Annotated in this window: 21 protein-coding genes and 1 pseudogene; 19 read left to right on the plus strand and 3 right to left on the minus strand. The window is 69.6% G+C overall.

Features of this window, described 5'->3' with window-relative positions:
• Positions 1 to 2 precede the first annotated feature (2 nt).
• Positions 3 to 908, plus strand: coding sequence for a LysR family transcriptional regulator (locus tag C1927_RS12650; protein ID WP_108746882.1), 906 nt, complete (start codon positions 3 to 5; stop codon positions 906 to 908).
• Positions 909 to 1,025: 117 nt separating this feature from the next.
• Here the strand turns inward: C1927_RS12650 and C1927_RS12655 are convergent, their stop codons facing one another.
• The gene (locus tag C1927_RS12655; protein ID WP_079222246.1) at positions 1,026 to 3,821 is read right to left on the minus strand and encodes a glycoside hydrolase family 3 C-terminal domain-containing protein; all 2,796 of its coding nucleotides are present in this window, start codon (positions 3,819 to 3,821) and stop codon (positions 1,026 to 1,028) included.
• Between the two features lie 334 nt (positions 3,822 to 4,155).
• Here C1927_RS12655 and C1927_RS21880 point away from each other — a divergent pair.
• Both C1927_RS21880 and C1927_RS12665 read left to right on the plus strand, forming a co-directional pair.
• A pseudogene (locus C1927_RS21880) lies at positions 4,156 to 4,589 on the plus strand (VOC family protein).
• A 302-nt stretch (positions 4,590 to 4,891) separates the two neighbouring features.
• Complete coding sequence (locus C1927_RS12665; RefSeq protein WP_079222248.1) at positions 4,892 to 5,596, plus strand: helix-turn-helix transcriptional regulator; 705 nt, start codon at positions 4,892 to 4,894, stop codon at positions 5,594 to 5,596.
• Between the two features lie 9 nt (positions 5,597 to 5,605).
• Here C1927_RS12665 and C1927_RS12670 read toward each other — a convergent pair whose 3' ends face one another.
• Positions 5,606 to 6,493 (minus strand): sterol desaturase family protein, encoded by an 888-nt coding sequence (locus tag C1927_RS12670; protein ID WP_079222249.1) that lies wholly within the window; start codon positions 6,491 to 6,493, stop codon positions 5,606 to 5,608.
• A gap of 85 nt (positions 6,494 to 6,578) precedes the next feature.
• Here C1927_RS12670 and C1927_RS12675 point away from each other — a divergent pair, with 85 nt between their 5' ends.
• From C1927_RS12675 to C1927_RS12705, 7 genes are all read left to right on the plus strand, one after another.
• Entirely contained in the window at positions 6,579 to 7,529 is a 951-nt protein-coding gene (locus C1927_RS12675; RefSeq protein ID WP_174208731.1) for a LysR family transcriptional regulator, read from the plus strand.
• A gap of 92 nt (positions 7,530 to 7,621) precedes the next feature.
• Positions 7,622 to 8,272: a DsbA family protein gene (locus C1927_RS12680; protein WP_108746883.1), complete on the plus strand. Its 651-nt coding sequence runs from the start codon at positions 7,622 to 7,624 to the stop codon at positions 8,270 to 8,272.
• A 35-nt stretch (positions 8,273 to 8,307) separates the two neighbouring features.
• Positions 8,308 to 9,315, plus strand: a complete 1,008-nt coding sequence (locus C1927_RS12685) for a cyclase family protein (RefSeq protein WP_079222251.1) — start codon at positions 8,308 to 8,310, stop codon at positions 9,313 to 9,315.
• Between the two features lie 388 nt (positions 9,316 to 9,703).
• Positions 9,704 to 10,324, plus strand: coding sequence for a translesion DNA synthesis-associated protein ImuA (imuA, locus tag C1927_RS12690; protein WP_108746884.1), 621 nt, complete (start codon positions 9,704 to 9,706; stop codon positions 10,322 to 10,324).
• A 9-nt stretch (positions 10,325 to 10,333) separates the two neighbouring features.
• Positions 10,334 to 11,743, plus strand: a complete 1,410-nt coding sequence (locus C1927_RS12695) for a DNA polymerase Y family protein (protein ID WP_079222253.1) — start codon at positions 10,334 to 10,336, stop codon at positions 11,741 to 11,743.
• Positions 11,744 to 11,749: 6 nt separating this feature from the next.
• Positions 11,750 to 14,860: an error-prone DNA polymerase gene (locus C1927_RS12700; protein WP_108746885.1), complete on the plus strand. Its 3,111-nt coding sequence runs from the start codon at positions 11,750 to 11,752 to the stop codon at positions 14,858 to 14,860.
• A 65-nt stretch (positions 14,861 to 14,925) separates the two neighbouring features.
• The gene (locus C1927_RS12705) at positions 14,926 to 15,432 is read left to right on the plus strand and encodes a hypothetical protein (RefSeq protein ID WP_108746886.1); all 507 of its coding nucleotides are present in this window, start codon (positions 14,926 to 14,928) and stop codon (positions 15,430 to 15,432) included.
• Between the two features lie 139 nt (positions 15,433 to 15,571).
• Here the strand turns inward: C1927_RS12705 and ptsJ are convergent, their stop codons facing one another.
• The gene (gene ptsJ / locus C1927_RS12710) at positions 15,572 to 16,858 is read right to left on the minus strand and encodes a transcriptional regulator PtsJ (protein ID WP_108746887.1); all 1,287 of its coding nucleotides are present in this window, start codon (positions 16,856 to 16,858) and stop codon (positions 15,572 to 15,574) included.
• 74 nt (positions 16,859 to 16,932) lie between these two features.
• On the opposite strand from ptsJ, the gene C1927_RS12715 reads away from it, so the two are divergent.
• From C1927_RS12715 to C1927_RS12755, 9 genes are all read left to right on the plus strand, one after another.
• Positions 16,933 to 17,706, plus strand: coding sequence for a YggS family pyridoxal phosphate-dependent enzyme (locus C1927_RS12715; RefSeq protein WP_108746888.1), 774 nt, complete (start codon positions 16,933 to 16,935; stop codon positions 17,704 to 17,706).
• A complete protein-coding gene (locus C1927_RS12720; RefSeq protein WP_108746889.1) occupies positions 17,703 to 18,416 on the plus strand; it encodes a glutamine amidotransferase in 714 nt (237 codons plus the stop codon). The genes C1927_RS12715 and C1927_RS12720 overlap by 4 nt, the downstream gene beginning before the upstream one ends.
• Entirely contained in the window at positions 18,416 to 18,640 is a 225-nt protein-coding gene (locus C1927_RS12725) for a hypothetical protein (RefSeq protein ID WP_079222258.1), read from the plus strand. The genes C1927_RS12720 and C1927_RS12725 overlap by 1 nt, the downstream gene beginning before the upstream one ends.
• Before the next feature lie 47 nt (positions 18,641 to 18,687).
• Positions 18,688 to 19,233, plus strand: coding sequence for a hypothetical protein (locus C1927_RS12730; RefSeq protein WP_108746890.1), 546 nt, complete (start codon positions 18,688 to 18,690; stop codon positions 19,231 to 19,233).
• Between the two features lie 120 nt (positions 19,234 to 19,353).
• A complete protein-coding gene (locus C1927_RS12735; protein ID WP_108746891.1) occupies positions 19,354 to 19,863 on the plus strand; it encodes an RNA polymerase sigma factor in 510 nt (169 codons plus the stop codon).
• Entirely contained in the window at positions 19,860 to 20,786 is a 927-nt protein-coding gene (locus tag C1927_RS12740) for a FecR domain-containing protein (RefSeq protein WP_108746892.1), read from the plus strand. Before C1927_RS12735 ends, C1927_RS12740 begins: the two co-directional genes overlap by 4 nt.
• Before the next feature lie 64 nt (positions 20,787 to 20,850).
• Positions 20,851 to 23,322: a TonB-dependent receptor gene (locus C1927_RS12745; RefSeq protein ID WP_108746893.1), complete on the plus strand. Its 2,472-nt coding sequence runs from the start codon at positions 20,851 to 20,853 to the stop codon at positions 23,320 to 23,322.
• Positions 23,309 to 24,109 (plus strand): ChaN family lipoprotein, encoded by an 801-nt coding sequence (locus C1927_RS12750; RefSeq protein ID WP_108746894.1) that lies wholly within the window; start codon positions 23,309 to 23,311, stop codon positions 24,107 to 24,109. The genes C1927_RS12745 and C1927_RS12750 overlap by 14 nt, the downstream gene beginning before the upstream one ends.
• Positions 24,102 to 24,824 carry an energy transducer TonB gene (locus C1927_RS12755; RefSeq protein WP_108746895.1) on the plus strand — a complete coding sequence of 241 codons (723 nt, stop codon included), beginning with the start codon at positions 24,102 to 24,104 and terminating at the stop codon, positions 24,822 to 24,824. The genes C1927_RS12750 and C1927_RS12755 overlap by 8 nt, the downstream gene beginning before the upstream one ends.
• Positions 24,825 to 24,843: the final 19 nt, after the last annotated feature.

The following is a 24,843-nucleotide window of genomic DNA, read 5'->3' on the forward strand; positions in this document are numbered from 1 at the left end:
TCATGGTCAGCCTGGACCGCTTTGACATCTTCCGTGCCGTGGTCGACGCCGGCAGCCTCACCGCGGCCGCCGAGCGCCTGGGCCTGAGCCGCGCAGTGGTCAGCTTCAATCTGAAGCGGCTGGAGCAGGAGCTGGGCGTGACCCTGCTGCTGCGCAGTACCCGCCACCTGGCGCTGACCGAGGCCGGCGAACAGTTCCTGCAGCACTGCGTGCAGGCACTGGAGGCAGCGCAGGCGGCCATCGATGCCGCGCGCCGCGACCAGCATCAGCTGCAGGGCACGCTGCGCCTGACCACCACGCCGGAGTACGCGCAGCTGCGCCTGATCCCAGCGCTGGAGGCGTTCCGTGCACGACACCCAGCGCTGCAGCTGCATCTGTCCACGTCGCCAGCACCGGCCGACCTGATTCCGGAGCGCTTCGACCTGGCCATCCGCCTTGGCCGCCTGCCGGATTCAGGCCTGCACGCCAGCGAGTTGGAACGCCACCCGCTGTGCGCGGTGGCGGCGCCTTCACTGCTGGCACGCCTGCCCTCTGCCGATGCGGCCGATGATCCCGTGCAGCTGGGTACCCTGCCCCGCCTGGGCTACCCACGCCTGGCCGATGTGCCGGTGGTTGCGCCCGATGGCAGCGACGCGTTGTTTGCCACCAATCCCAGCAATGCCGTGGTGCGCGTGGATGGCGCCAGCAGTCTGCGCGCCTTCGCCCTGGCCGGTGCCGGGGTGACCGTGCTGCCACGCTGGCTGATCGAGGACGACCTGGCCCTGGATCGCCTGCGGCCGGTGCTGCGCCAGCACCGCTTCCCGCAGCAGAGCGTGTACGCGGTCTACCCGCACAGCACGCAGCCCTCGCCGAAGGTGCGGCAGCTGATCGATTTCCTGCGCGGGTGGTTCACCGGCACGCCCGGGTGATGACGGCGTCCGCCGGGCGCAGTAGCGCCGGGCCGTGCCCGGCGAGCGCAGCGGCACCCCACAAACAGAAACGGCCCCTTTCGGGGCCGTTCCTTCAAGCATCAACAACCCGCAGTATCAGCGCAGCACCTGCTCTACCAGCTGCACGTCCACGCTCTGCAGCGGCTCGGCGGCGTTGCGCGACAGCTGCACCTGGTAGGTGCCACCGTCGATCTTCCACTGGCGGGCCTGCGCATCGTAGTGGGCCAGGGTCTTCGGCTCGGCTTCGATGCGGATGCGGCGCTGTTCGCCCGGCTGCAGCTGCACCTTGTCATAGCCGATCAGGCGGATCGGCGTGGTGCTGCCGGCCGGCAGCTTCAGGTACAGCTGGGCCACGTCGGCACCGGCACGCTTGCCGGTGTTGCGGATGTCCACGCTGGCGACCAGGCGCGAGCCTTCCACGCTCACCTTCAGGTTTTCATAGGCGAAGGACGTGTAAGACAGGCCATGGCCGAAGGCGAAAGTCGGGGTCAGGCCCTTGGCCGCCATCCACTTGTAGCCGACGTTGGCGCCTTCGATATCGAAATCGAACACGTCGCCGAATTCCTTCTTCGGCTTGAAGCCCAGGCCGTCGATGTGCGGGCGCGGCAGCTGCGATTCGTCCACCACCCAGGTGACCGGCAGGCGGCCGGACGGGTTGGCCTGGCCGGTCAGCAGCGCGGCGATGCCTTCGCCACCGCGGATGCCCGGGTACCAGGCCTGCAGCATCGCCGGCACCTGCGCCAGCCACGGGGTGCGCACCGGGCCGTTGGTTTCCAGCACCAGCACGGTCTTCGGGTTGGCCTTGGCCACCGCCGAGATCAGCGCGTCCTGCTTGTCGGGCAGCTGCATGTCCGGCAGGTCCACCGATTCGGCCGCCCACTGGGTGGCGAACACGATGGCCACGTCGGCCTGCGCGGCCGCCTTGGCCGCCGCAGCGGCGTTGGTGCCGTCCACGTACTCGATGGTCGCGTCCGGACGCGCTGCACGCAGCGATTCCAGCGGCGAGGACGGGTGGAAGATCACCGGGCCCGGCCAGGTGGTCGGCATCACGCCGGGCACCGCGTTGGTGCCCTTGGCGGTCACGCCGACCATCGACGAACCACCGCCACCGATCACGCCCTTGTCGGCATGGCCACCAATGATGACGATGCGCTTCACGCTGTCGGCCAGCGGCAGCAGGTTGCCTTCATTGCGCAGCAGCACGCTGCCCTCTTCCACCGTGCGCTGGGCAACGGCGTAGCCGGCTTCGGCATCCACCTTCTGGTGCTGCGGCGGGTTGTCGAAGTTGCCATGCAGGAACATCGTGCGCAGGATGCGCGCCACCATGTCGTTCAGGCGCGCCTGCGGCACCACGCCGCCGTGCACGGCCAGGCGCAGCGGTTCGTCGAAGAACACCGCGGCGTCGAACACTTCACCGGCCGACTGCTGGTCCAGGCCGGCCAGCGCCGCCTTCGAACCACTGTGCACGCCACCCCAGTCGGACATCACGAAACCGGGGAACTTCCACTCCTGCTTCAGCACCTGGTTCATCAGGTAGCCGTTCTCGCAGCCGTAAGTGCCGTTGATCTTGTTGTACGAGCACATCGCAACACCCGGGCGGCCGGCGTCCAGCGCGATCTCGAAGGCCAGCAGGTCCGATTCGTGCATGGCCTGTTCGCCGATGCGCACGTCGTGGAAGTTGCGGCGGGTCTCCATGTCGTTCAGCGCGAAGTGCTTCATCGAGGAGATCACGTGCTGGCTCTGCACGCCCTGGATGAGCGCGCCGACCATCGAGCCGGCCAGCAGGGGATCCTCACCGGCGTATTCGAAGTTGCGGCCGTTGCGCGGGTCACGCTGCAGGTTGACGCTGCCCGACAGCAGGATGTTGAAGCGCTGCTGCCACGCTTCGCGGCCCATGGTCGCGCCGCCGGCGAAGGCCACTTCGCGGTTCCAGCTGGACGCGGTGGACGGGCCGGACGGCATGGCGGTGGCGAAGTCACCCGGGCGGATGCCACCTGGATTGGTCACGCCGACGCCGGCATCGGCCGACTGCTGCGCCGGAATGCCCAGGCGCGGCACTGCCGGCACGAAACCGGCCGAACCCACGGCGCCGTCCGGCAGCGGTCCACCATCCTTGCCCAGCCCGAAGTAGCTGTGCAGCATCTGGAACTTCTCGTCCTCGGTCATCGCCTTCAGCAGCAGCGCGGCGCGCGCGTCGGCGTTGAGGGTGGTGTCCATCCACGGCTGCTCGCCGCCCTTGTCGGCCACGTAGGCCAGGGTCAGCAGGGTCGCGCGCAGGGTGCTGCCATCAATCTTGAACGGCGCGCTGCTGGCCGCCTGGAAGCCATCGCTGAAGTAGCTGGCATCGGCTTCCAGGGCCACGCGGGCCGGGTCGAAGCCGGCCGCCTTGGCCGACTCACCGGCCACAGCACCCAGCAGCACCGCCGGTGCGCCCAGGCGTGAACGGGTGACCAGGGCGGGCAGGCGCGCGGCACCCGCGCCGGCATCGGTGTACAGCGCCACGGTGTGGCGGCCGTCGTCCAGGCGCAGGTAGTTCAGGCCCGGCTGGTCGGGGCCGGATTCGGCGGCGATCGGCAGGCGGGTCAGCACGGCCTGGCCCTGCTGGGTCTGGCCATCATCCTTGCCGGCGGCGATGAAGCGGTATTCGTAGCCCAGGCCATCGGCCAGCAGCTGCAGCGGATCGACCTGGCCGATGCCGCGCTGCACCTGGCGCACGCTGACCGCGTCCACCTTCAGGGATTTCAGCTGGGCAGCCAGGGCGGGGATCGCATCCTGGGTCGGTGCCTGTTCCAGGGTCAGCACGGTGAAGGCGGCCGTGTCGGCCCAGGCCGGGGCGGCCAGCGCGGCAGACAGCGCAAGGGACAGGGCGAGCGGCTTTGTAAACGTTTTCATCGGCGGGCGTAATTCCGTTGCCAAGGCAATCGGTCCAGGGAAAGTGCCGCCGAAGGGTGCAGCGTTCATGCCGCGCGGGCGTTGCCAGGCAACACACCGCGGGCCAGGGGACGGACCGGTCTGCGCGCGGGACCCTCCTCCCGGCGTGACAACCTGCCTGCCCGGGCCGCAGAGCGACCCATCTTGTTAAGATTGTGCGAGGGCATTGATGGCTGTCAACAGGACCTAAGTCACAGGCCGCTGCGACGGCATGGTTATCAGGCCATCACCGGCGGTCATCAGCAGGCCGCAGGGGCGTACCGATAATGGGAGTCCCCGGCGATGGACCGAGCCCATGAACGTACACCGCACTTTCGACCACCTCTGGCGCGACCGCTGTGATACCTCCAGCCAGCGCAGCCCGCGCGTGCTGATCCGCGTGTTCGTCACCCCCGGTGAACTGGAGCGCAGCGTCGCGTTCTACGAGCAGCTGCAGGGCGTGGTGGCCGATGCCGGCTTTCCGTTCCCCGATGCGGGCCTGCGCCTGGCCATGGTCGGCGCTTCCTGCTGATCGAAGGCAGCGATGACGCGCTGGCGCCGTTCACCTCCACCACCGGCACCCTGCTGGTCGACGATGTCCGGCCGTACCACGACCGGCTGGTGGCCGCCGGCGCCGAGATCATCTTCCCGCTGCAGGTCGTGCCCACTGGCGCGGCATTCAATGCGGTGCACCCCGATGGCACCGTGGTCGAGTACGTGCACCACCGCCCGGACCCGCACGGGCGGTGATGGGGCGGCCGGGCTGCCGCCCGGCACCCGCTAACGTCAACGTCAACGTCAACGTCAACGTCAAAAGCCTGCATTCCGTGGGATGGCGGGGTGGGTCCGGTGGCAGGGGACGCTGCAAGTACGTCCATGTAAGCTCGGTCGCCGCATCCATGCGGCTCACGCCCCTGCCACCGGACCCACCCCGCCTTCGACAGTTTCCTGCGAGCTGTTGGAACCTGCTGCTGATGGTGGTGGGTGCCGACCGTTGGTCGGCACGAGGGTCGGATCTCCATGGATTCAATTCCGGTAGAGGTCATCCACGCATGGCGTGGATCTACAATGCCCGCATGCCCCACCCCGCCCTGCCCTGGAATGGCACCCTGCTGCTGGATGCACACGCCGCCCTGCTGCAGGGCCATGCCGGTGGCAGCGGCACGCACGCGCACTACGCCCACCAGCTGCTGGTCAGCGACGGCGCGCCCTGGCAGGTGGAGATCGACGGCGTGCCACACCTCGGCCAACGCCTGTGGCTGCCATCCTTCGTGCCGCATGCCATCCTCTCCGCGCCGCAGGACGGCTGCACCCTGTTCCTCGAACCGGCCCATGCCGATCTCGAACAGATCCAGCAGCACCTGTACCAGCTGCCCGCCGATATCAGCATCCTGCACGAGCGACTGCCGCAGCTGAGCCGCGCGCAGCCGTTGGACCGCCGCGTGCAGGTGGCACTGGAACGCATCGCCCAGCACCTGCCCGGCCCGGTGCCCGCCGCCGATATCGCCGGGGCCGCGCATCTGTCACCCAGCCAGCTGCACCGGCGTTTCCAGTCCGACCTGGCGGTGACCCTGCGTGGCTGGGTGCTGTGGCAGCGCCTGCGCACCGCACTGGCACACCACCTGCACGGTCACAGCCTGACCGACAGCGCGCACGCCGCGGGCTTCGCCGATCTGGCCCATCTGTCGCGCAGCCTGCGCCGCATGTTCGGCATCGGCGCGGCACAGCTGCAGGGATTGCAGCTGCGCGCCACCTGAGGCGCAGGCTCAACGACGGCGCAGGCCTTCAGGCACTTCAGGCACCTGCCCATGGGGCAGCTCGCGGAACGGCGCCATCAGTTGCCCGGCATAGCCGCGCGGATAATCCGGCTGGCTGCCGATGCCCAGGTCATGCGTTCCCAAGCGGTAGCCCGGTGCATCGAACGCGGTACCCAGCAGGCGGTCCCAGACGGTCAGGAACAGGCCGAAGTTGACGTCGCCGGCGGTGCCGTAGCGCATGTGGTGGAAGCGGTGCAGTGGTGCCCAGGCCATCACCCGGCCGAGTACGCCCGGGCGCATGTCCACGTTGGAATGCTGCAGCAGCAGCTGGATGGCAATGGCAAAGGCCAGCACCGCGGCCACAGGCATCGGCAGGCCCAGCGCCAGCAGCGGCAGCACCCCGCCCACCGCCTCGGCGGCCTGGTGCAGCGGGTGCTTCATCAGGCCGTTGAACCCGTACATGCGGGTGACGCTGTGGTGCACCGCGTGCAGCCGCCACAACCAGCCGATGCGATGGCTGGCGTAGTGCACCAGGGTGATGCCGAGATCGGCGGCGATGATGGCCACCAGCACCTGCAGCGCGAAGGGCCACTGCTGCGGCCACGCCTGCCACGGAATGATCGCCGCCAGCAGCGGGACGGCCGCGATCGACAGCAGGTTCAGGCCTTCGTTGACCAGGGCATGCAGGGTGTCGCGCACGCGATCATCGTGGTCGTGGTTGAACGACGGATCGTAGGGCCAGAGGCGTTCGGCCATGAAGGACACGGCAATGGCGAGGGCCAGCAGGGCCAGCAGCCACAGCGGGTCGCCGTGGCGGTGGCCGACCCAGACGATGGCGGCGGCGAGGAAGCCGAACAGGAACAGCGGAGCGTACAGGCGGAGGAACCAGAGCTTCATGGGCAACCCGAAACGTGAGGAGCCTGCAGGGTGGCGCCGCGCGCGGCGGGCTGGCTTGAACAAACGACGCAACCGCGTGGTGGGCATGCCGCGGATCTACAATGGCGGTTTCTTCGCGCCCGGGACCGGCATGGACTCCTTCAACCTGATGCGCGCTTTCCGTCGCATCGTCGAGCGCGGCGGGCTGGCCCGCGCCGCCGAGGACCTGGGCATGTCATCGGCCGGGTTGAGCAAGCAGCTGCGCGCGCTGGAATCGCACCTGGGCGTGGTCCTGCTGCAACGGACCACACGGCGCATGAGCCTGACCGAGACGGGCCATACCTACTACCGCGAGTGCTGCCGCCTGCTCGACGAACTGGACGCACTGGAACGCGGCATTGCCGAACAGCGTGGCGAGGTGGCGGGGCGGCTGCGCGTGAATGCACCGCAGTCCTTTGCCTTGAGCACGCTGTCGCCGTTGCTGCCGCGCTTCCTGCAGCAGCATCCGAAGGTGTCGCTGGACCTGGTGATGGAAGATCGCCTGCTCGATGCCGTCGGCGAAGGCTTCGATGTCTCGCTGCGGCTGCGCGCCGAACTGGATGACTCGCGGCTGGTGGCGCGCCGCCTGGCCTCGCTGCAGCAGGTGCTGTGCGCGGCGCCATCCTACCTGCAGCAGCACCCTGCACCCGCGGCGGTGGATGACCTGCAGTCGCACAGCGTGCTGGCCTACAGCCTGTCCGACTCACCCGGCAGCTGGCCGCTGCTTGGCCCTGATGGCCAGGTGACGATCACCCTGCCGGCGCGCGTCACCGCCAACAACAGCCTGATGCTGCGCGACCTGCTGGTGGCCGGCATGGGCATCGGCGCCCTGCCCTCGTTCCTGGCGGCGCCGGCACTGGCCCGTGGCGAACTGCAGCAGGTGCTGCCCGACCACCAGTATCCGCCGCGCTTCGTGCATGCGGTCTACCCCACCGCGCGCCACCTGCAGCCCAAGGTCCGTGCCTTCATCGATTTCCTGCACGCCGATCTGCCTGGCTGCCCCGGCCTGGATTCGTAACCACCAGCGAAAACTGAGCTGCCTGCGGCGTGCTGTTTCGGGCATGCCGCGCTGCCTACTCTGCCGCCTCCCCTCTCACTGATGGCAGGCAGATGTCTTCCGTTCCTTCCCCCGCCACCGCAGCGCCGGTGGTCGATTTCTTCCACGACGTGGTCTGCGGCTGGTGCTTCGTGCTGGCTCCGCGCCTGCAGCAGGTCTCCGCCGAACTCGGCATCCAGGTGCGTCATCGCAGCTTCGTGCTGCAGGACTCGCGCGCGCAGATGATCGAGGTGTTCGGCTCGATGCAGCGCGCCAAGGCAACCATCCTGCGCCACTGGACCGACTGCGCCGCGCATGAAGACAGCGCGCGCATCGATATCGAAGGCATGCGCGCACAGGATTTCGAGTATCCCTCCGGCTGGCTCGGCGCACTGGCCTGCCAGGCTGCAGGGCTGCTGGGCGGCAATGAGGCCCATGGCGCGATGTTCGATGCCGTGCAGTGGGCGCACCTGCACCAGCACCGCAACATCGGCGATGCCGAGGTGCTGCTGGACATCGCCGAATCGCTGGGCCACCCGCGCGGCGCCTTCGCTGACCACATGCGCAGCGACGAAGTCCGCCAGCGCGTACAGGCCGACCGCAGCGAAGCCGCTGCCCTCGGCATCCGCTCCATTCCCACCGTGATCGGCGGCAACGGCCTGCGTCTGCAGACCCTGCCGTTGCCGCAGCTGCGCCAGGCCCTGGCCCGTCTGGTCGCGGCCTGAGCCGCACCTTCCCCCACCCTGCAAGGAGATTCCCCATGACCCCACGTCCCCTGGCCACCGCGCTGGCCCTGCTGCTGGCCGGTGCCGGCGCTTCCACCGCTGTTTCCGCACACGAACGCGTTCCCTCCGGCCAGCAGGTCGGCACCAGCCCCTGGGGGCCGAAGGACGAGATCGGCCGCCTCAACCTGATCACCGAGGCTTCGCGCGCGGCGATCCTGTCGCGGGTCAGCGGCGGCAAGGCCTATGACCTGGCTACCGAGTACTACGTCGGCATGCCCAGCTGGCAGGACGCCGGTGACCCGCACTACCAGTTCTGGATGACCCATACCCCGCGCGGCACGGTGATGGACGACCCGATGGGCGTGGGCGAGACCATGAACCTCACCCGCAGCTACACCGGCACCGCGTTCTCGATGTACAGCCACACCGGCACCCACATCGATGCGCTGAACCACTTCGGCATCCACGGGAAGATCTGGAACGGCTTCGAGGCCGACCAGCATCTCGGCGACCGCGGCTGGAACGTCACCGGCATCGAGAAATTCCCGCCGCTGATCGCGCGTGGCGTGCTGATCGACGTGGCCGGGGCCAAGGGCGTGGACATGCTGCCGGACAGCTACCGGGTCACCCGCCAGGATCTGAAGGATGCGCTGGCACGCCAGAAGGTGAAGCTGCAGCAGGGTGACATCGTGCTGATCCGCACCGGCCGCATGCGCCTGTTCGAACAGCCGAAGGCGTACATGGCCAACCCGCCGGGCATGGGCCTGGACGCGGCGCGCTTCCTGGTCGAAGACAGCGGCGCGATGATCGTCGGTGCCGACAACCTCAGCTTCGAGACCTTCCCCTCGGAGGTATCCGACGACTACGTGCCGCTGCACACCTACCTGCTGGCCCAGCAGGGCGCACCGATCATCGAACTGGTGGCGCTGGACGAACTGGCCCGCGACAAGGTCTACGAGTTCGCCTTCATCGGCGGCCCGTTGAAGATCCGCGGCGGCGATGCCGCGCCGCTGCGTCCGGTTGCGCTGCCGTTGCACCCGTAACCAGGCGGCACCGATGAGCGGGTAGCCGCCGGCCCGGGTCGGCGGCGCACTTTTGCCCATCCACGCATGGCGTGGATCTACCGATTCGGTCGCCTTTTGCCTATCCACGCATGGCGTGGATCTACCGATTCGGTCGCCTTTTGCCCATCCACGCATGGCGTGGATCTACTCATCGGCCTGGTAGATCCACGCCATGCGTGGATGCTTTACCGCTTCAGCAACCTGAAACCCGACCCTCCAATTTCATTAGTAATTCTACTCACAAGGCGAGTAGCATGTCTGGTCCCAGCCCCTGATGCCGGTCTGCCGACACTCGCTCCATGCCAGCCGTTTCCGCCCATTTCTGTCGCTTCCAGCCTGATTGGCCCCTCCCCCGGGGGACCGGCTGATGGGTGCCGTCGTCGCGCTCGACCGCCTGCTGGACGGCCGACAGCTGTGGCGTGGCCCGGCGCGCAATGGGCCGGCCAGCGACCACCTGGCCAGCGGCCACCCGGCGCTGGATGCCCGCCTGCCCGGCGGCGGCTGGCCCGCCAGCGGCCTGTGCGAGGTACTGCAGGACGCCCCCGGCGTGGGTGAACTGGCTCTGGTCTGGCCGGCGCTGGCCAGGCTGAGCCAGCGCGACCGGCCCATCGTGCTGGTCGCCCCGCCCTACCGCCCGCACGCCCCGGCCTGGGCCGCGGCCGGGCTGGACCTGGCCCAGCTGCAGATCATCCACGCCACGCCGAAGCAGGCCCTGTGGGCGGCCGAACAATGCCTGCGCTCGGCCGCCTGTGCGGCGGTGCTGTGCTGGCCGCAGCCGCAGCAGGCCGATGACCGCTCGCTGCGCCGCCTGCAGGTTGCCGCCGACAGCGGCCAGTGCCTGGGCTTCGTGTTCCGCGACGTGCGCGCTGCGCGCAATCCCTCGCCTGCCAGCCTGCGCCTGCAGCTCGACCACGGCCAGGTGCGGGTGCTGAAGTGCCGCGGTGGCTTGCCACCGGCGCAACCGCTGCCGCTGGCCGTTGCCCACTGAGGCCGCGCCATGCACTGGGCCTGCCTGTTGTTGCCGCAGCTGGCGCTGGACAGCGTGCTGCGCCTGCAGCCGGACCCGCAGCGGCCGCTGGTGCTGCTGCAGGGGCCGGCGCAGCGCCGCGTGCTGCGCGCGGTCAGCCCGGCAGCACGCGCGGCCGGCCTGCGCCCGGGCATGCTGCTGTCGGCCGCACAGGTGCTGGTGCAGGACATGCAGCTGCACGACTACGACCCCAGCGCCGAGCAGCAGACCCGCCAGCTGCTGGCCAGTTGGGCCTACGCCTACAGTTCGCAGGTCAGCCTCGATTTTCCGCATGCGCTGGTGATGGAAATCGGTGCCAGCCGTGCCCTGTTCGGTGACTGGCTGAAGATCGAGAAACGCCTGCGCGATGGCCTGCACGAACTGGGCTTCCGCCACCGCCTGGTGGCCGCGCCCACCCCGCATGCCGCGCGCGTGCTGGCCAACGTGCACGACGGCCTGGGCATCGATGCGCAGCAGTTGCCGGCCCTGCTGGCGCCACTGCCCTTGTCACGCTGCGGGCTGCCCGCCGAGGCGGTCACCGTGCTGGGCCGCTCCGGCCTGCGCACGCTGGGCGCGGTGCTCGAACTGCCGCGCGACAGCCTGGCCCGGCGCTTCGCACCCGATGTGCTGCAGCAGCTGGATGCGCTGCGCGGCCTGCCCACCGCGCCACTGCGCTACTACCAGCCTCCCGACCGTTTCGACGCACGCATCGAATTCGAGTACGAGATCGAATCCAGCCAGGCGCTGCTGTTTCCGCTGCGCCGCCTGCTGCTGGACCTGGCTGCGTTCCTGTGTTCGCGCGATGGCGGCGTGCAGCGCTTCGACCTGTATTTCGAACACGACCTGCTGCCGGCCAGCGTGCTGACCATCGGCCTGCTGGCGCCCGAACGCGATGCCGCGTTGCTGTTCGAGATCGCCCGCAACCGCATGGAGGCCTTCGCCCTGCCTGCCGGCAGCCGGGCGCTGCGCCTGCAGGCCGAACACCTGCCGCCGTTCGTGCCGGCCGCACGCGATCTGTTCGACACCCGCCCGGCGCAGGCGATGCCGTGGACCCAGCTGCGCGAGCGCCTGCGGGCGCGCCTTGGCGATGATGCCGTGCAGCCACTGGCGGTGCAGGCCGACCATCGCCCCGAATGTGCCAGCGGCACCCAGCCGGCGGCCAAGCCCCCTGCGTACTGGCCGTTGCGCCCCGGCTGGCTGCTGGAGGCACCGCAGCCACTGCGCGACCCGCGCCTGCGCATCGTCGCCGGGCCGGAGCGGATCGAATCGGGCTGGTGGGACCACGCCGATGCGCGCCGCGACTACTACGTGGTGGAGACCGCGCACGGCCAGCGCGGCTGGGCCTTCCGCCCGCGCAACGATCCGCATGCACCGTGGATGCTGCACGGCTGGTTCGGTTGAACCGCCATGCACGCCGCCTCCCCTGCCTATGCCGAACTGCACTGCCTGTCGGCCTTCAGTTTCCAGCGCGGCGCGTCCACCGCCGACGAGCTGTTCGCGCGCGCCGCCGGCCAGGGCTACCGCGCCGTTGCGATCACCGATGAGTGTTCGCTGGCCGGCATCGTGCGGGCCTGGCAGGCGGCGAAGACGCACGGCGTGGCGCTGGTCGTAGGCGCCGAATTCCAGGTCGAGGACGGGCCGAAGATCGCCCTGCTGTGCACCGACCAGGATGCCTATGCCGGCCTGTGCCAGCTGATCACCACCTGCCGGCGGCGCGCAGGCAAGGGCGAATACCGCTGCCTGCGCGAAGACCTGCACGGCCTGGCCGGGGGCCTGCTGTGCCTGTGGCTGGACCGGCAGCCCGATGCCAGCCACCTGCTGACGCTGCGCACCGCCTTCCACGACCGCCTGTGGCTGGCGGTGGAACTGCACCACGAACACGACGATGTGCGCCGCCTGCAGCAGCTGCAGGCCTTCGGCGAACGCCACGCGTTGCCACTGGTGGCCAGCGGCGATGTGCACATGCACGTGCGCCGCCGCCGCGCCCTGCAGGACACGCTGACCGCGATCCGCCACCGCTGCAGCGTGGCCGAAGCCGGCTGGCGGCTGTTTCCCAATGGCGAGCGCCACCTGCGCCCGCGCAGCGCCCTGGCCAGGCTGTACCCGCCCGAACTGCTGGCCGAGACCCTGCGCATCGCCGAGCGCTGCCACTTCACCCTGGACCAGTTGCAGTACACCTACCCGCGCGAACTGGTGCCCGAAGGGGAGACCCCGGACAGCTGGCTGCGTGCGCTGGTGGAAAAGGGGATTCCCGAGCGCTGGCCGTGGGGCATCCAGCCGGCGCAACGCAAGCAGATCGAGCACGAACTGGCCTTGATCGCCAAGAAGAACTACGCCTCCTACTTCCTCACCGTGCAGGACATCGTCCGCTTCGCCCGCGAGCAGAAGATCCTCTGCCAGGGCCGCGGCTCGGCGGCCAATTCGGCGGTGTGCTTCGTGCTGGGCGTCACCGAGATCGACCCGGCGCGCAGCAACCTGCTGTTCGAGCGTTTCATTTCCGATGAACGTGATGAGCCGCCGGATATCGACATCGATTTCGAACACGAGCGCCGCGAGGAAGTGCTGCAGTACGTGTTCAACCGCTATGGCCGCGAGCGCGCCGCGCTGACCGCCGTGGCGATCAGCTACCGCGGCCGCAGCGCGATCCGCGATGTCGCCCGTGCGCTCGGCCTGCCGATGGACCAGGTGAACGAGCTGGGCGCAGCGATGGATCATTGGGGCGGCAACATCCCGCTGCCGGACACCCTGCGCGAACGCGGCTTCGATCCGGACACGCCGCTGATGCGGCGGCTGCTGTCACTCACCGAAGAGCTGATCGATTTCCCCCGCCACCTGTCGCAGCACCCGGGTGGCTTCGTCATTTCCGAACACCCGCTGTCCACCCTCGTACCGGTGGAAAACGCGGCCATGGCCGGGCGCACCGTCATCCAGTGGGACAAGGATGACCTCGATGCCACCGGCCTGATGAAGGTCGACTGCCTGGCGCTGGGCATGCTCACCGCCATCCGCAAGTGCCTGGCGATGCTGCAGCAGCACGGCCTGCACGCAGGGCGCATGGATGCGATTCCCCCCAAGGACGAGCAGACCTACGACATGATCTGCGCCGCCGACACCATCGGCGTATTCCAGATCGAATCGCGCGCGCAGATGGCCATGCTGCCGCGCATGCAGCCGCGTACTTTCTACGACCTGGTGATCGAAGTGGCGATCGTGCGCCCTGGCCCCATCCAGGGCGACATGGTGCACCCCTACCTGGAGCGGCGAAGGATCCTGCGTGAACAGGGTCCCGAGGCATTGAACGACCCGGAAAACCCACTCTATCCGCCGCAGCTGGAACGCGTGTTCGCGCGCACCCTGGGCGTGCCGCTGTTCCAGGAGCAGGTGATGCAGCTGGCGGTGGAGGCGGCCGGCTATACCCCGGGCGAGGCCGATGCCCTGCGCCGTTCGATGGCCGCATGGAAGCGCCGCGGCGGACTGGAGCCCCATCGCGAAAAGCTGCTGGCCGGCATGCTGAAGAACGGCTTCAGCCTCGACTACGGCGAACACCTGTTCGAGCAGATCAAGGGGTTCGGCGATTACGGGTTCCCGGAAAGTCATGCCGCCAGTTTTGCCCTGCTGACCTACAACAGCTGCTGGCTGAAGTGTCACCACCCGGCTGCGTTCACCGCCAGCCTCATCAACAGCCAGCCGCTGGGCTTCTACAGCCCCGACCAGCTGCTGCAGGACGCGCGCCGGCATGGCATCACGGTGCTGCCGGTGGACGTGCGCCACAGCGACTGGGACTGCACCCTGGATTTCAGCAAGGGCCCGGCGGCGATCCGGCTTGGCCTGCGCCTGGTCGATGGCTGCAGCGAAACCGCCGTGCAGGCGCTCATGCGCGAGCGCGCGCGGCGCCCATTCGACGATGTCGGCGACCTGTGCCAGCGCACCGGGCTGGACCGCCGCCAGCAGGGGCTGCTGGCAGACGCCGGCGCGCTGCGCGGGCTCAGCGGGCATCGCCATCGTGCGCGCTGGGATATTTCCGGCGTGGAAAACCGGCTGCCGCTGTTCGACCAGGCCCGTGCCACCGCCGAGGCACGCGTGGCGCTGCCGCTGCCCAGTGCGTGGGAAGACATGCAGGCCGATTACCGCAGCACCGGCACCACGCTCGGCCGCCACCCGATCAGTTTCCTGCGCGCGCAACTGCGCAGCCGCGGGTGCCTGGACGCTGCACAGCTGGGCGGCCACGGCCATGGCCGCCGCGTCCGCATCGCCGGGCTGGTACGCATGCGGCAGCGCCCGCAGACCGCCAGCGGGGTCACGTTCCTCACGCTGGAAGATGAGACCGGCATGGTCAACGCCGTGGTCTGGCGGCACGTGGCCGACCGACAGCACCGCGTGCTGGTCGATACCCAGCTGATGCAGATCGACGGCCGCCTGGAACGCGTCGATGGCGTGCAGCACGTGATCGTGCAGCGCATGCTGTGCCTGGACGAACTGCTGCAGGGCCTGCGCAGCCACAGCCGCGATTTCCATTGATCGCGTGGCCCTACCCATCCGCTTTTGCATCCGCTATCGTCGGCACATCCAAGGAAGGACGAACGATGGCCCGCGCACTGATGCTGACCACGCTGGGGGTTTCGACCCTCGCCCTGCTCGTTTCCGGCTGGACCGCCTGGAACCTGCATCACAGCCAATCGCCACAACGGGTGATCGAAGCCCGTGGCCTGGTCATCCACGATGAGAAGGGCCAGGCGCGCGTCATCCTCGGCGCTCCCGTGCCCGACCCGCTCAGCAAGGGCAAACCGCAGAGCCCGCGTGCCACCGCACTGTCGGGCATGATCCTGCTCGGGCCGGACGGTTCCGAACGCGGCGCCTATGGCACCAGCGACCGAGGTGGCGAAGCGCTGCTGACCCTGGACGATGCCAGTGGCACCACTGAAGTATTCAAGGTCGTGGCCAACCCCGATCGCGGTGCCAGCCTGATGGTGCGCCACCAGAACAACACCGGCGCCATGCTCACCTCGTGGCAGGGCAAGCCGGAACTGGTGTTCCTGGACGACACCGGCCAGACCTACTACGTGCGGCCGGGCGCCAATGCCGCGCCCTGATCGCCCGGAAATGTTTCTGTAGAGTCGAGCTTGCTCGACTTCCGCTTCTGTAGAGTCGAGCCATGCTCGACTTCTGTTGGCAGAAGCCAGTCGAGCAAGCTCGACTCTACAATCCAAACGAAGTCGAGCAAGCTCGACGCTACAAGCCGCACACCGCCACCAGGTCATCGGCCAGCCTGCGCAGCTCGGTCGTCCCCAGCGCCGCGCAGGTGATGCGCAGCCCATGTGCCGGCGCCGCCACCGCAAACACTTCACCCCCGCGCACATGCCAGCCGCGGGCCGCCAGTGCCAGCACCTGCGCGTGGCTGTCATCCAGCAGTGGCAGCCACAGGTTCAGCCCCTCCATCGACAGCGGCGTCTGCATCCCGCGTTCGCGCAGCTGTGCCTGCAGCGACTGCAACCGCTGCTGGTACCGCTCGCCCGCCGCCGTGATCTTCGCCCGCTGCGGTGCCGATTCCAGCACGGCACTGGCCGCATCCTGCAGCAGATGGCTGACCCAGCCCGTACCGGCAGCCAGGCGCAGGCGCAGACGGCTGGCGGTGGCGGCGTCGCAGCCCAGCCACGCCAGGCGCAGATCCGGCCCCAGCGCCTTGGACAGCGAACGCAGCAGCGCCCAGCGGCGGTCATCGGCCGGCAGCACCGAGTGGTAGGGCTGCTGCGAAAGCAGCGCATAGTGATCGTCGATCAGTACCGCCACCTGCGGGTAGCCCGCCAGCAGCTGGCGCAGCGCCCGCGCCCGTTTCGCATCCAGGCTGGCGCCGGTGGGGTTGTGTGCGCGCGGGGTCAGCAGCACCGCCCGTGCACCAGCCTCCAGCGCAGCGCGCAGCGCCTCCACCTGCATGCCGTGCGCGTCCACCGCTACCGGCAGCACCGCATGCCCGCCCGCCGCCAGCACGTTCAGGCTGCCGAGGAAGCACGGATCCTCCACGGCGATACGGTCGCCCGGCAGCAGCCACGCCGCCAGCAGGCGCTCGATGCCATCCACCGCACCATGGGTGAGTTCCAGCGCATAGCCGGCCGGACAATGCGGGTCCAGCGAGGCACGGGCCAGGCGCTGCATCCGCGCATCCACCGTGTCCGCCCCGTACAGCCGGGGGGCAGCAGCCTGCAGGCGCAACGCCGGCAGCAGGCGCGGGTCCGGGTTGCCGCCGGCCAGGTCGCGCAGGGCCAGGCCTGGCGCGCTGCCCTCACGGGCCATGGCCTGTGCCGGCCCGCGCACCACCGTGCCGCGGCGGCCGGCAGTGCTGGCCAGGCCGGCACCGTCCAGCCGCTTGTAGGCGGCCGCCACGGTATTGCGGTTCACGCCCAACCGCTCGGCCAGTTCACGCACCGGCGGCAGCACGCTGCCCGCCGCCAGCTGGCCACTGCCGATCCCCTCACGGATGCTGTCGAAGATGGCCTCGGCGCTACGCCCGGTGATTTTCATTTTGTCCTATGCCAAAATAAGCCTTGTCCTGTGCCAGTGTATCCCACCCTGGCCACCCGCACTGGAGGTCCCCCATGCCCCTTGCCGCCGCCGACTGGCCCGTCGCCCAGTCCGTCGAACAGATCGCTGCCAACCTGGTCACCGTGCGCCAACGCATCGCCACGGCCTGCAGCCGCGCCGGCCGCGACCCGGCCAGCGTGCGCCTGCTGCCGGTCAGCAAGACCGTCGACGAAGCCCGCATCCGCATGGCCGTGGCCGCCGGTTGCCACGCGCTGGGCGAGAACAAGGTGCAGGAAGCCCAGCGCAAGGCCGAGTCGATGGCCGACCTCGGCGTGCACTGGTCGGTCATCGGCCACCTGCAGACCAACAAAGCCCGCTATGTCGCCCGCTTCGCCAGCGAATTCCAGGCACTGGACAGCCTGCGCGTGGCCGAGGCCCTGCAGCAACGGCTGCAGCTGGAAGACCGCGTCCTGGATGTGTTCGTGCAGGTGAACACCTCGGCCGAACCCAGCAAGTACGGCCTGGAACCGGATGCCGTCGCGGCCTTCGTACAGCAGCTGCCCGCCTTCGACCGCCTGCGCGTGCGCGGGCTGATGACCCTGGCCATCTTCACCCCCGAGATCGAACGCGTACGCGCCTGCTTCGTGCGCCTGCGCGAGCTGCGCGACCAGCTGCAGCAGACCGCACCGGCAGGCATCGACCTGTCGCAGCTGTCGATGGGCATGTCCGGTGATTTCGAGGTCGCCATCGAAGAAGGTGCCACCGTGGTCCGCGTCGGCCAGGCGATCTTCGGCGCGCGCGCGACACCGGACAGCTTCTACTGGCCCAGCGCCGGGGAACCCGCATGACGACCGCTGCCGGCAGGCACGCCGTCGTGCTGCAGCACGTTGCCTTCGAAGACCTGGGCACGCTGCAGCCCCTGCTGCACGCGCAGGGCTGGACCGTGCAGGTGCTGCAGGCCGGCGTCGATCCGCTGGAGCCCGCCGAACACGCGGACCTGCTGGTCGTGCTTGGCGGCCCGATCAGCGCCAATGACACGGCCCTCTACCCGTTCGTGGCCGACAGCATCGCCCTGCTGCAACGCCGCCTGCAGCAGCAGCGACCGACACTGGGCATCTGCCTGGGCGCGCAGTTGATGGCGCGCGCCTTGGGCGCCACGGTTGCGGCCAGTGGCGGCAAGGAAATCGGCTTTGCCCCGCTGCTGCTGACCGAAGACGGCCAACGCTCGCCGTTGCACGCCCTGCAGGGCATCCCGGTGCTGCACTGGCACGGCGAAGCCTTCGAGCTGCCCGAGGGCGCGCAGCGCCTGGCCAGCACGCCGGCCTGCCGCCACCAGGCCTTCGCGGTCGGCCTCCATGCCCTTGCCCTGCAATGCCATCCGGAACTGGATGCGCGCCAGTTCGAGCGCTGGCTGATCGGCCACACCCTCGAACTGGCCCAGGCCGGCATCGACCCCAACGACCTGCGCGCGCAGGCCCGTCGCTATGGCGCGCCGCTGGCCGCTGCGGCCAACGCCATGTTCGCGCAGTGGTTGCAGCACCTGCCGGAGACCCCGTGATGCACTACCGCCTGACCATCCACCGCCACGGCCAGTACTGGGGCCAGTTCGACTGTGAGGGCCCAAGCGCCCTGCAGCATCTGGACGCGCTCGCCGCCCGCCTGCCGGCCGAAGACGGTTTCCAGCTGCAGCGCCTGAAGGGCGTGGGCGAGGAGCGCATCCTGTCCAGTGGCGCCGATGGCCTGCGCGTGCTGGCGGCACAGATCCAGTACCGGCCGCTCTGAACGGCCTGGCCATTGGCCCGGCCGTCAGGGGCGGCGATACTCGACCGATGCTCGACGTACCCGCCCATCTGCGCGACATCGCCACGGATCTGCAGCACCGCCTGCGCCGCATCGAGGCAACGCCCCACCCGAACCTTGCCCAGCACCAGATCCGACTCGACGAAGAAGCGCTGCGCTTCCCCTGCCGCCTCTATGCCGATGGCACACGCCTGATGCGCCTCGCCTCCTCGCTGCAGGGCGACGCGCGCCTGCTGTGCCTCTGCCTGGCGACGCGCCACCCGGACGGCCATCTGCGCCAGCACGCGCTTGAAACGCTGGGCGCGGCATCGGCACCGTGGGTCCTGGCCTTCCATCTTGCGCTGCTCGGCGAGTACGTCGAGGAGATCGCCGTAGCCGTCGAACAGCAGGCGCAGCAGATCGGCCTGGCTGCCTACCTGCCCCTGGTCCGAGCGAACCCGGCCTTCGTGGACCGCTGCATCCAACGCGCAGCGAGCTACTGGAACGCCTACTATCGATCCCGGCACCCGACGCTGCGCACGTTCCCGGCGCACCGCCTGCTGCTGCAGCTGCGAAGCGTCAGCCGCAGCCCCTGACCGGGCGCCCGGCCGCACCAGGCCGGATCGCGATGATGCAAATGATTCTCCTTTACTGTAAGGTGCAGCCGCTGCCCTTGCCGCCGCGGGCTGTTCCTCCACACTGCCCCCGCCCGCCTTGTGTCCACGCCTGTCGAACCGACGGATGTCGCGCATCTGTGCGCAGCCCATTACCGGCCGCTGCATGCCCACGTCCGCCGCAAACTCCCGCAACGCAGCGACGCCGATGACGTCGTCCAGGAAACCTGGCTGCGCGTCATCAAGGTCGCGGCCAGCGGACTGCTGGGCAACGGCCGCGCCTACCTGTACCGCGTCGCCCACAACCTGATCGCCGACCACTACCGGCAGCGCACGCGCCGTCACGAAGAAACGTTGGACGACGCCCAGCTGCTGGCCATCGCCGACCCCGCACCACTGCCCGAACAGCGCCTGCTCGATGCCGAGCAGCTGCGCCATCTCGACGCGATCATCGCCGCCCTGCCGGCGCGGTCACGCCAGGTCTTCCTGCTGGCACGGGTGGAGCAGATGGGGCTGGCCGAGATTGGGCGCCTGCTTGGCATCACCCGGCAGACCGCGCACGGCCACCTGCTGCGTGCACTGGTCGCCGTGCAGCAGGTACCGCAGGCGTGAGCCACGACGCCATTGCCCAGGAAGCCGCCCGCTGGTGGCTGGATGGCCACGACGGCCACCGCGACGAGAACGCCTTCGCCCGCTGGTATGCGGCCGACCCGCGCCACGCCGCGCAGTACCAGCACCTGCAGGCGCTCTGGCAGGCCGGCACGGGCCTGCCCAGCATGCAGCGGCAGCAGCAGCGGCGGCAGCGTCGCCGCGTGCGCGACGCCGGTATCGCGGTCCTGCTGCTGTGTGCGCTGGGCCTGTACAGCCGCCATGTGACCCCACCCGCCGCGCAGGTGGTACGCACGGCCGCCGGACAGATCCGTGACGAAATCCTGCCCGATGGCTCGCACCTGCAGCTTGCGCCCGGCAGCGAGATCCACGTGCGCATCGATGGCACGCGTCGCCAGCTGCAGCTGCAGCACGGCCAGGCCTGGTTCAAGGTCGCCACCGACACCGGCAGGCCCTTCCAGGTGCACACACCCCACGGCACCGTGACCGCGCTGGGCACCGCCTTCGATGTCGCCGTGGGCGAGCACGCCAGCAGGGTCGCCGTCACCGAGCACACGGTACGGGTGGACAGCGGCCCGGGCCACGCCGAGGCTGAGGAAGGCCAGCAGATGCGCTTCGATGGCAACGGCACGAGCGCAGCCACAGAGATGGAAAGCGGCGCACTGGCCTGGCGCGAGCGACGCCTGCACTGGGTCTCGGCACCGCTGGCCAAGGTCGCACAGGGGCTGGATGCCTGGCACGGCGGCCACACCTGGATCATCGGCCCCGCACTCCGCCAGCAACCGGTGACCCTGCTCGGCAATGCCGATGGCGCTGCCGAAAGCCGTGACCAGCTGGCCACGCAGCTGCACGTGCGCGTGCTGCGCCTGCCCGGTGACGTGCAGGTCTGGGTGGCGCCGCACGACGAACCGCGCGATGCACCCTGACATCGGCCCTGCCGCCGCGTCTACCCAGGTGAACGACGCCCTGCGTCATCCCCTGGAGCCTTCGATGCTGTACCACCGCCCCCTCGTTCTTGCCCTCTCGCTGGCGTGTGCCGGCGCCCTGCCACTGCTGCCTGCACCTGCCCGCGCACAGGCAGCGACACGCCACTACGATCTGCCCGCGCAGCCGCTGGCCCAGGCACTGGATGCCTACAGCCGCCTCACGGGCGTGGATCTGGTGATGGCCACCGCACTCCCCGCTGGCCATGTGGCCCCCGCCCTGCAGGGTGACTTCGATGACGCCCAGGCGCTGACCCGCCTGCTGGCCGGCAGCCCCCTGCGGCCGCGCTTCATCGACGCCCGTCATGCCACCCTGGAACCAGCGCCGCCCCAGCGCGACGACGGCAGCCGCCGTACCGGTCCGCTGCGCGTGCAGAGCGACACCTCGCGCGGGCCGGCTGCCGGTGCCGGCACCAGCCAGTACGTCGCCCCCCTCGCCGACGGCTTCACCCCCAAGGTCGGCAGCGAGCGCGTTGCCATGGCCGAACGCCAGGACGGCAACAGCCTGCTGCGCTCGATGCCCGGCAGCCACAGCTTCCACTCGCGCAGCCAGCCGGGGCTGCAGGTCAACATCCGCGGCATGACCGGCGCCGGCCGGGTCAACACCATGATCGACGGCGTGACCCAGACCTTCCGCAACAACGCCGGGCATGGCTCCGGCGGTCCGTTCGCCTATGTCGATCCGTTCCTGCTGGCCGGCGTTGACGTGCAGCGCGGCGCGGTGGCCGGTGCTGACGGCGCCGGCACGCTGGCCGGCAGTGCCAACTTCCGCACGCTGGACATCGACGACCTGCTGGCCGAAGGCCGCGACTGGGGCCTGCGCGCCGGTTACCGCCACGGCAACAACGGCTACGGCGATGGCCGCACGTTCGCCGGCGCATGGCGCCACAGCGAGGACGGCGGCGACCGCCAGTTCGGCCTGCTGGCAGCGGCCAGCAGCAGCCGCAGCGGCGAATACGCAACCGCCAATGGACAGAAGAACAGCGCCGACCCGGCCAGCCAGCAACCCAGCAGCTGGCTGCTGAAGGCGCGCCTGCAGCCCAGCGACCAGCACCGGCTGGACCTGAGCCACATGCACTATGAAAACGACTTCTACCACAACTACCCGTGGCAGATTTCCGCGCGCAACCAGCGCGCCAGTTACCACTACACGCCCTACACGCCGTGGCTGGACGTGCGCGTCACCTTCGCCGGCAACAAGACGCATCTGTATTACCCGCCGGTGGAGGATTCCAGCTACATCGGCCGACGCACGCACAGCAGCCTGAGCAGCTGGACCGCAGACAACACCAGCCGCTTCGAGATCGGCCCGGTGCAGGCGCGCTGGAACACCGGCGTCAAGCACCAGTCGGACATCTTCGTGGCCGACACCCCCACCCTGCGCGGCGCCAACCCGCAGGGCCGCAGCCAGCTGGACAGCGTGTTCAGCACGCTTGAACTGCAGCATGACCGCTACGCATTGACCGCTGGCCTGCGCCAGGAACGGTATGGCATCAGCGGCCACATCCCGGTCTGTTCGGATGTGCCGGGCCAGTGTGCGGACATCGGCGGCGGCGACATCGACGTGCGCCGCACCCAGCATGCGCTCAGCCCCAGCCTCGCGTTCTCGGTGCAGGCCACCGACTGGCTGCAGCTGTTCGTTGAAGCCTCGCGCACCTCGCGCGCGCCGCGCGTGCAGGAGATGTTCTTCGAGAAGATCCCGCTGGAAGGCATGAGCGACGCCGATGGCGTGGGCGCCAACCCGTTCCTGCGCCGCGAGCGTTCGCGCAACCTGCAGTTCGGCGCCAACCTCAGTACCGACTCGCTGCTGGTCGACGGCGACCTGGCCCAGCTGCGGGTCACCCGCTTCGACAACCGCATCCGCGACTACATCAAGCCGCAATACCTGCTGGTGGTGCATCCGCCGGAAGTGGCGCCGCTGGTGGTGGCCATCGACAGCGACGAGCAGTTGAGCGCCTGGACCGACGTGCTCGATGCCGATGACTTCACCACCACCACCCGCTGGATGAACCAGCCCGGCATCGTGCGCATGCGTGGCATCGAACTGGAAGCCCACTACGCCAGCGAGCACTACCACGCCACGTTGAGCTGGACACGGTCGCACACCAGCGCGCCCACCATCGAATACGTCAACCTGGAAGACATCACCGCCCTGCCCGACCGCTACTGGACGCTGGACGTGGGTGGCAGCTGGTGGCAGCAGCGCGTGCAGGCCGGCGTGCGTGCCGAGTACTCCGGCCCCACCGAGGAAGGCTACGACTTCTTCCAGACCCGCAAGACCGGCGGCACCGGCGTGCTGCTGGATTTCTACGCCAGCTTCAAGCCCCAGGCCAATACCACGCTGTGGCTGAACATCGAAAACCTGCAGAACAAAGCCTATGACAACAATGCCTCGATCGACAGCATCTTCAGCCCGATCCTGGATCGCGGCAACGGCCGTGGACGGACGGTCTCGATGGGCATCAATGTGGCGTTCTGAGCGCCGCTGGCTGCTGCTGTGCCTGCTCGCACTGGCAGGCATGGCCGGGGCGCAGCCGATGCCGGGACGCGTCATCGACCTGGCCACTGGGCAGGCGCTGGATGAGGCGGGCTTCACGCAGCGCGTGGCCGGGGCGCAGCGCGTGCTGCTGGGCGAGCGCCACGATGTCGAGGCCGACCACGCCGCGCAGCGCTGGCTGCTCGCGGCCCTGCAGCGGCAGCGGCCGCAGGGCGCGCTGGTGCTGGAGATGATCGCGCAGGAACGCCAGGCGCGCCTGCAGCGCGTGCAACGCTGGCTGGCCAAGGGCAACCGGGCCGACGGCAGCCGCCTGCAGGAACTGCTGGGCTGGGACAGCCGCTGGCCCTGGCAGGCCTATGGCGGCCTGGTGCAGGACGCCTGCGCTGCAGGCATTGCCCTGCACGGCGGCAACCTGTCGCGTGCCGAAGTCGATGCGCTGCTGGCATCGACTGAGCCGGTCCGCTTCCCGGTAGCCGACGCGCGCCAGCGGTTGTCAGCAGTCGTGCTGGCCCAGCATGCCGGGGCCGCGCCGATGCTGGAGGGCATGCTTGCCGTGCAGCAGGCACGCGACACGCGCATGGCCCAGGTACTGGCAACGTCGCCCGCACCCGCCCTGCTGGTCGCCGGCCGCTGGCACGTGCTGCGTGGTACCGGCGTGCCCGGCTACCTGCCGCCGGCCACGCCGGCGCTGGTGATCGCCTTGGCCGCACCGGGCGAAGCCCTCGACGTTGGCGACGCCGATCTGCTGTGGGTGACCGCCGATGAGTGAGCGCAGCGGCCACTGGCAGGCCGTCGCCATCAGCGTCGGCCTGCACCTGTTGCCGCTGTTGCTGCTCGTGCACTGGGTGGTGACCCCGGCGGCACTGCCGCCGCCGGAGCAGGACATGCGCATCAGCCTGCGCCTGCTGGCACCGGCCGCGCCGCCGCAGCCGGTGGAGGAGCGCCACGCCGATACGCCCCGCCCGGCGCAGCAGGCCAGTGCGCCGCAGCCCAGCAAAGCGCCACCGCCGCCGTTGCCCACGGCTGCGCGCGAAGGCGAACGCGCAGCCAGCGAAACCGGCGGCAGCGGACGCCAGCCGCTGCTGGTTGCCCCGCCTGCCGCAAGCACCAACGCCGCGCCGGCCACGGCCTCGGTCGCCGCCGCACCGCCCACACCGGACGCCCCTCCTGCGGACCTGCAGGCCGGCGCCGCCAGCGACCAGTGGGAGGCCCGGCTGATGGCGCGACTGCAACGCTATCGCTTCTACCCCGCCACCGCGCGCGCACGGCGCCAGCAGGGCACGGCCTGGGTACGGGTCAGCCTGGACCGCACAGGCAGCCTGCTTGCCCTGCGCCTGGAGCAGTCCAGCGGCCAGCCACTGCTGGATGAAGCCGCGCTGCAGACCTTCCGCCGCGCACAACCGCTGCCGCCCATTCCTGATGAGATGAACGCGCCGCAGGAACTGGTGGTGCCCGTGGAGTACTACCTGCACCAGGCCGGGTGACAGAACGCAGCAGGCCCGC

Source organism: Stenotrophomonas sp. ZAC14D1_NAIMI4_1, from assembly GCF_003086775.1.
Lineage (GTDB): Bacteria > Pseudomonadota > Gammaproteobacteria > Xanthomonadales > Xanthomonadaceae > Stenotrophomonas.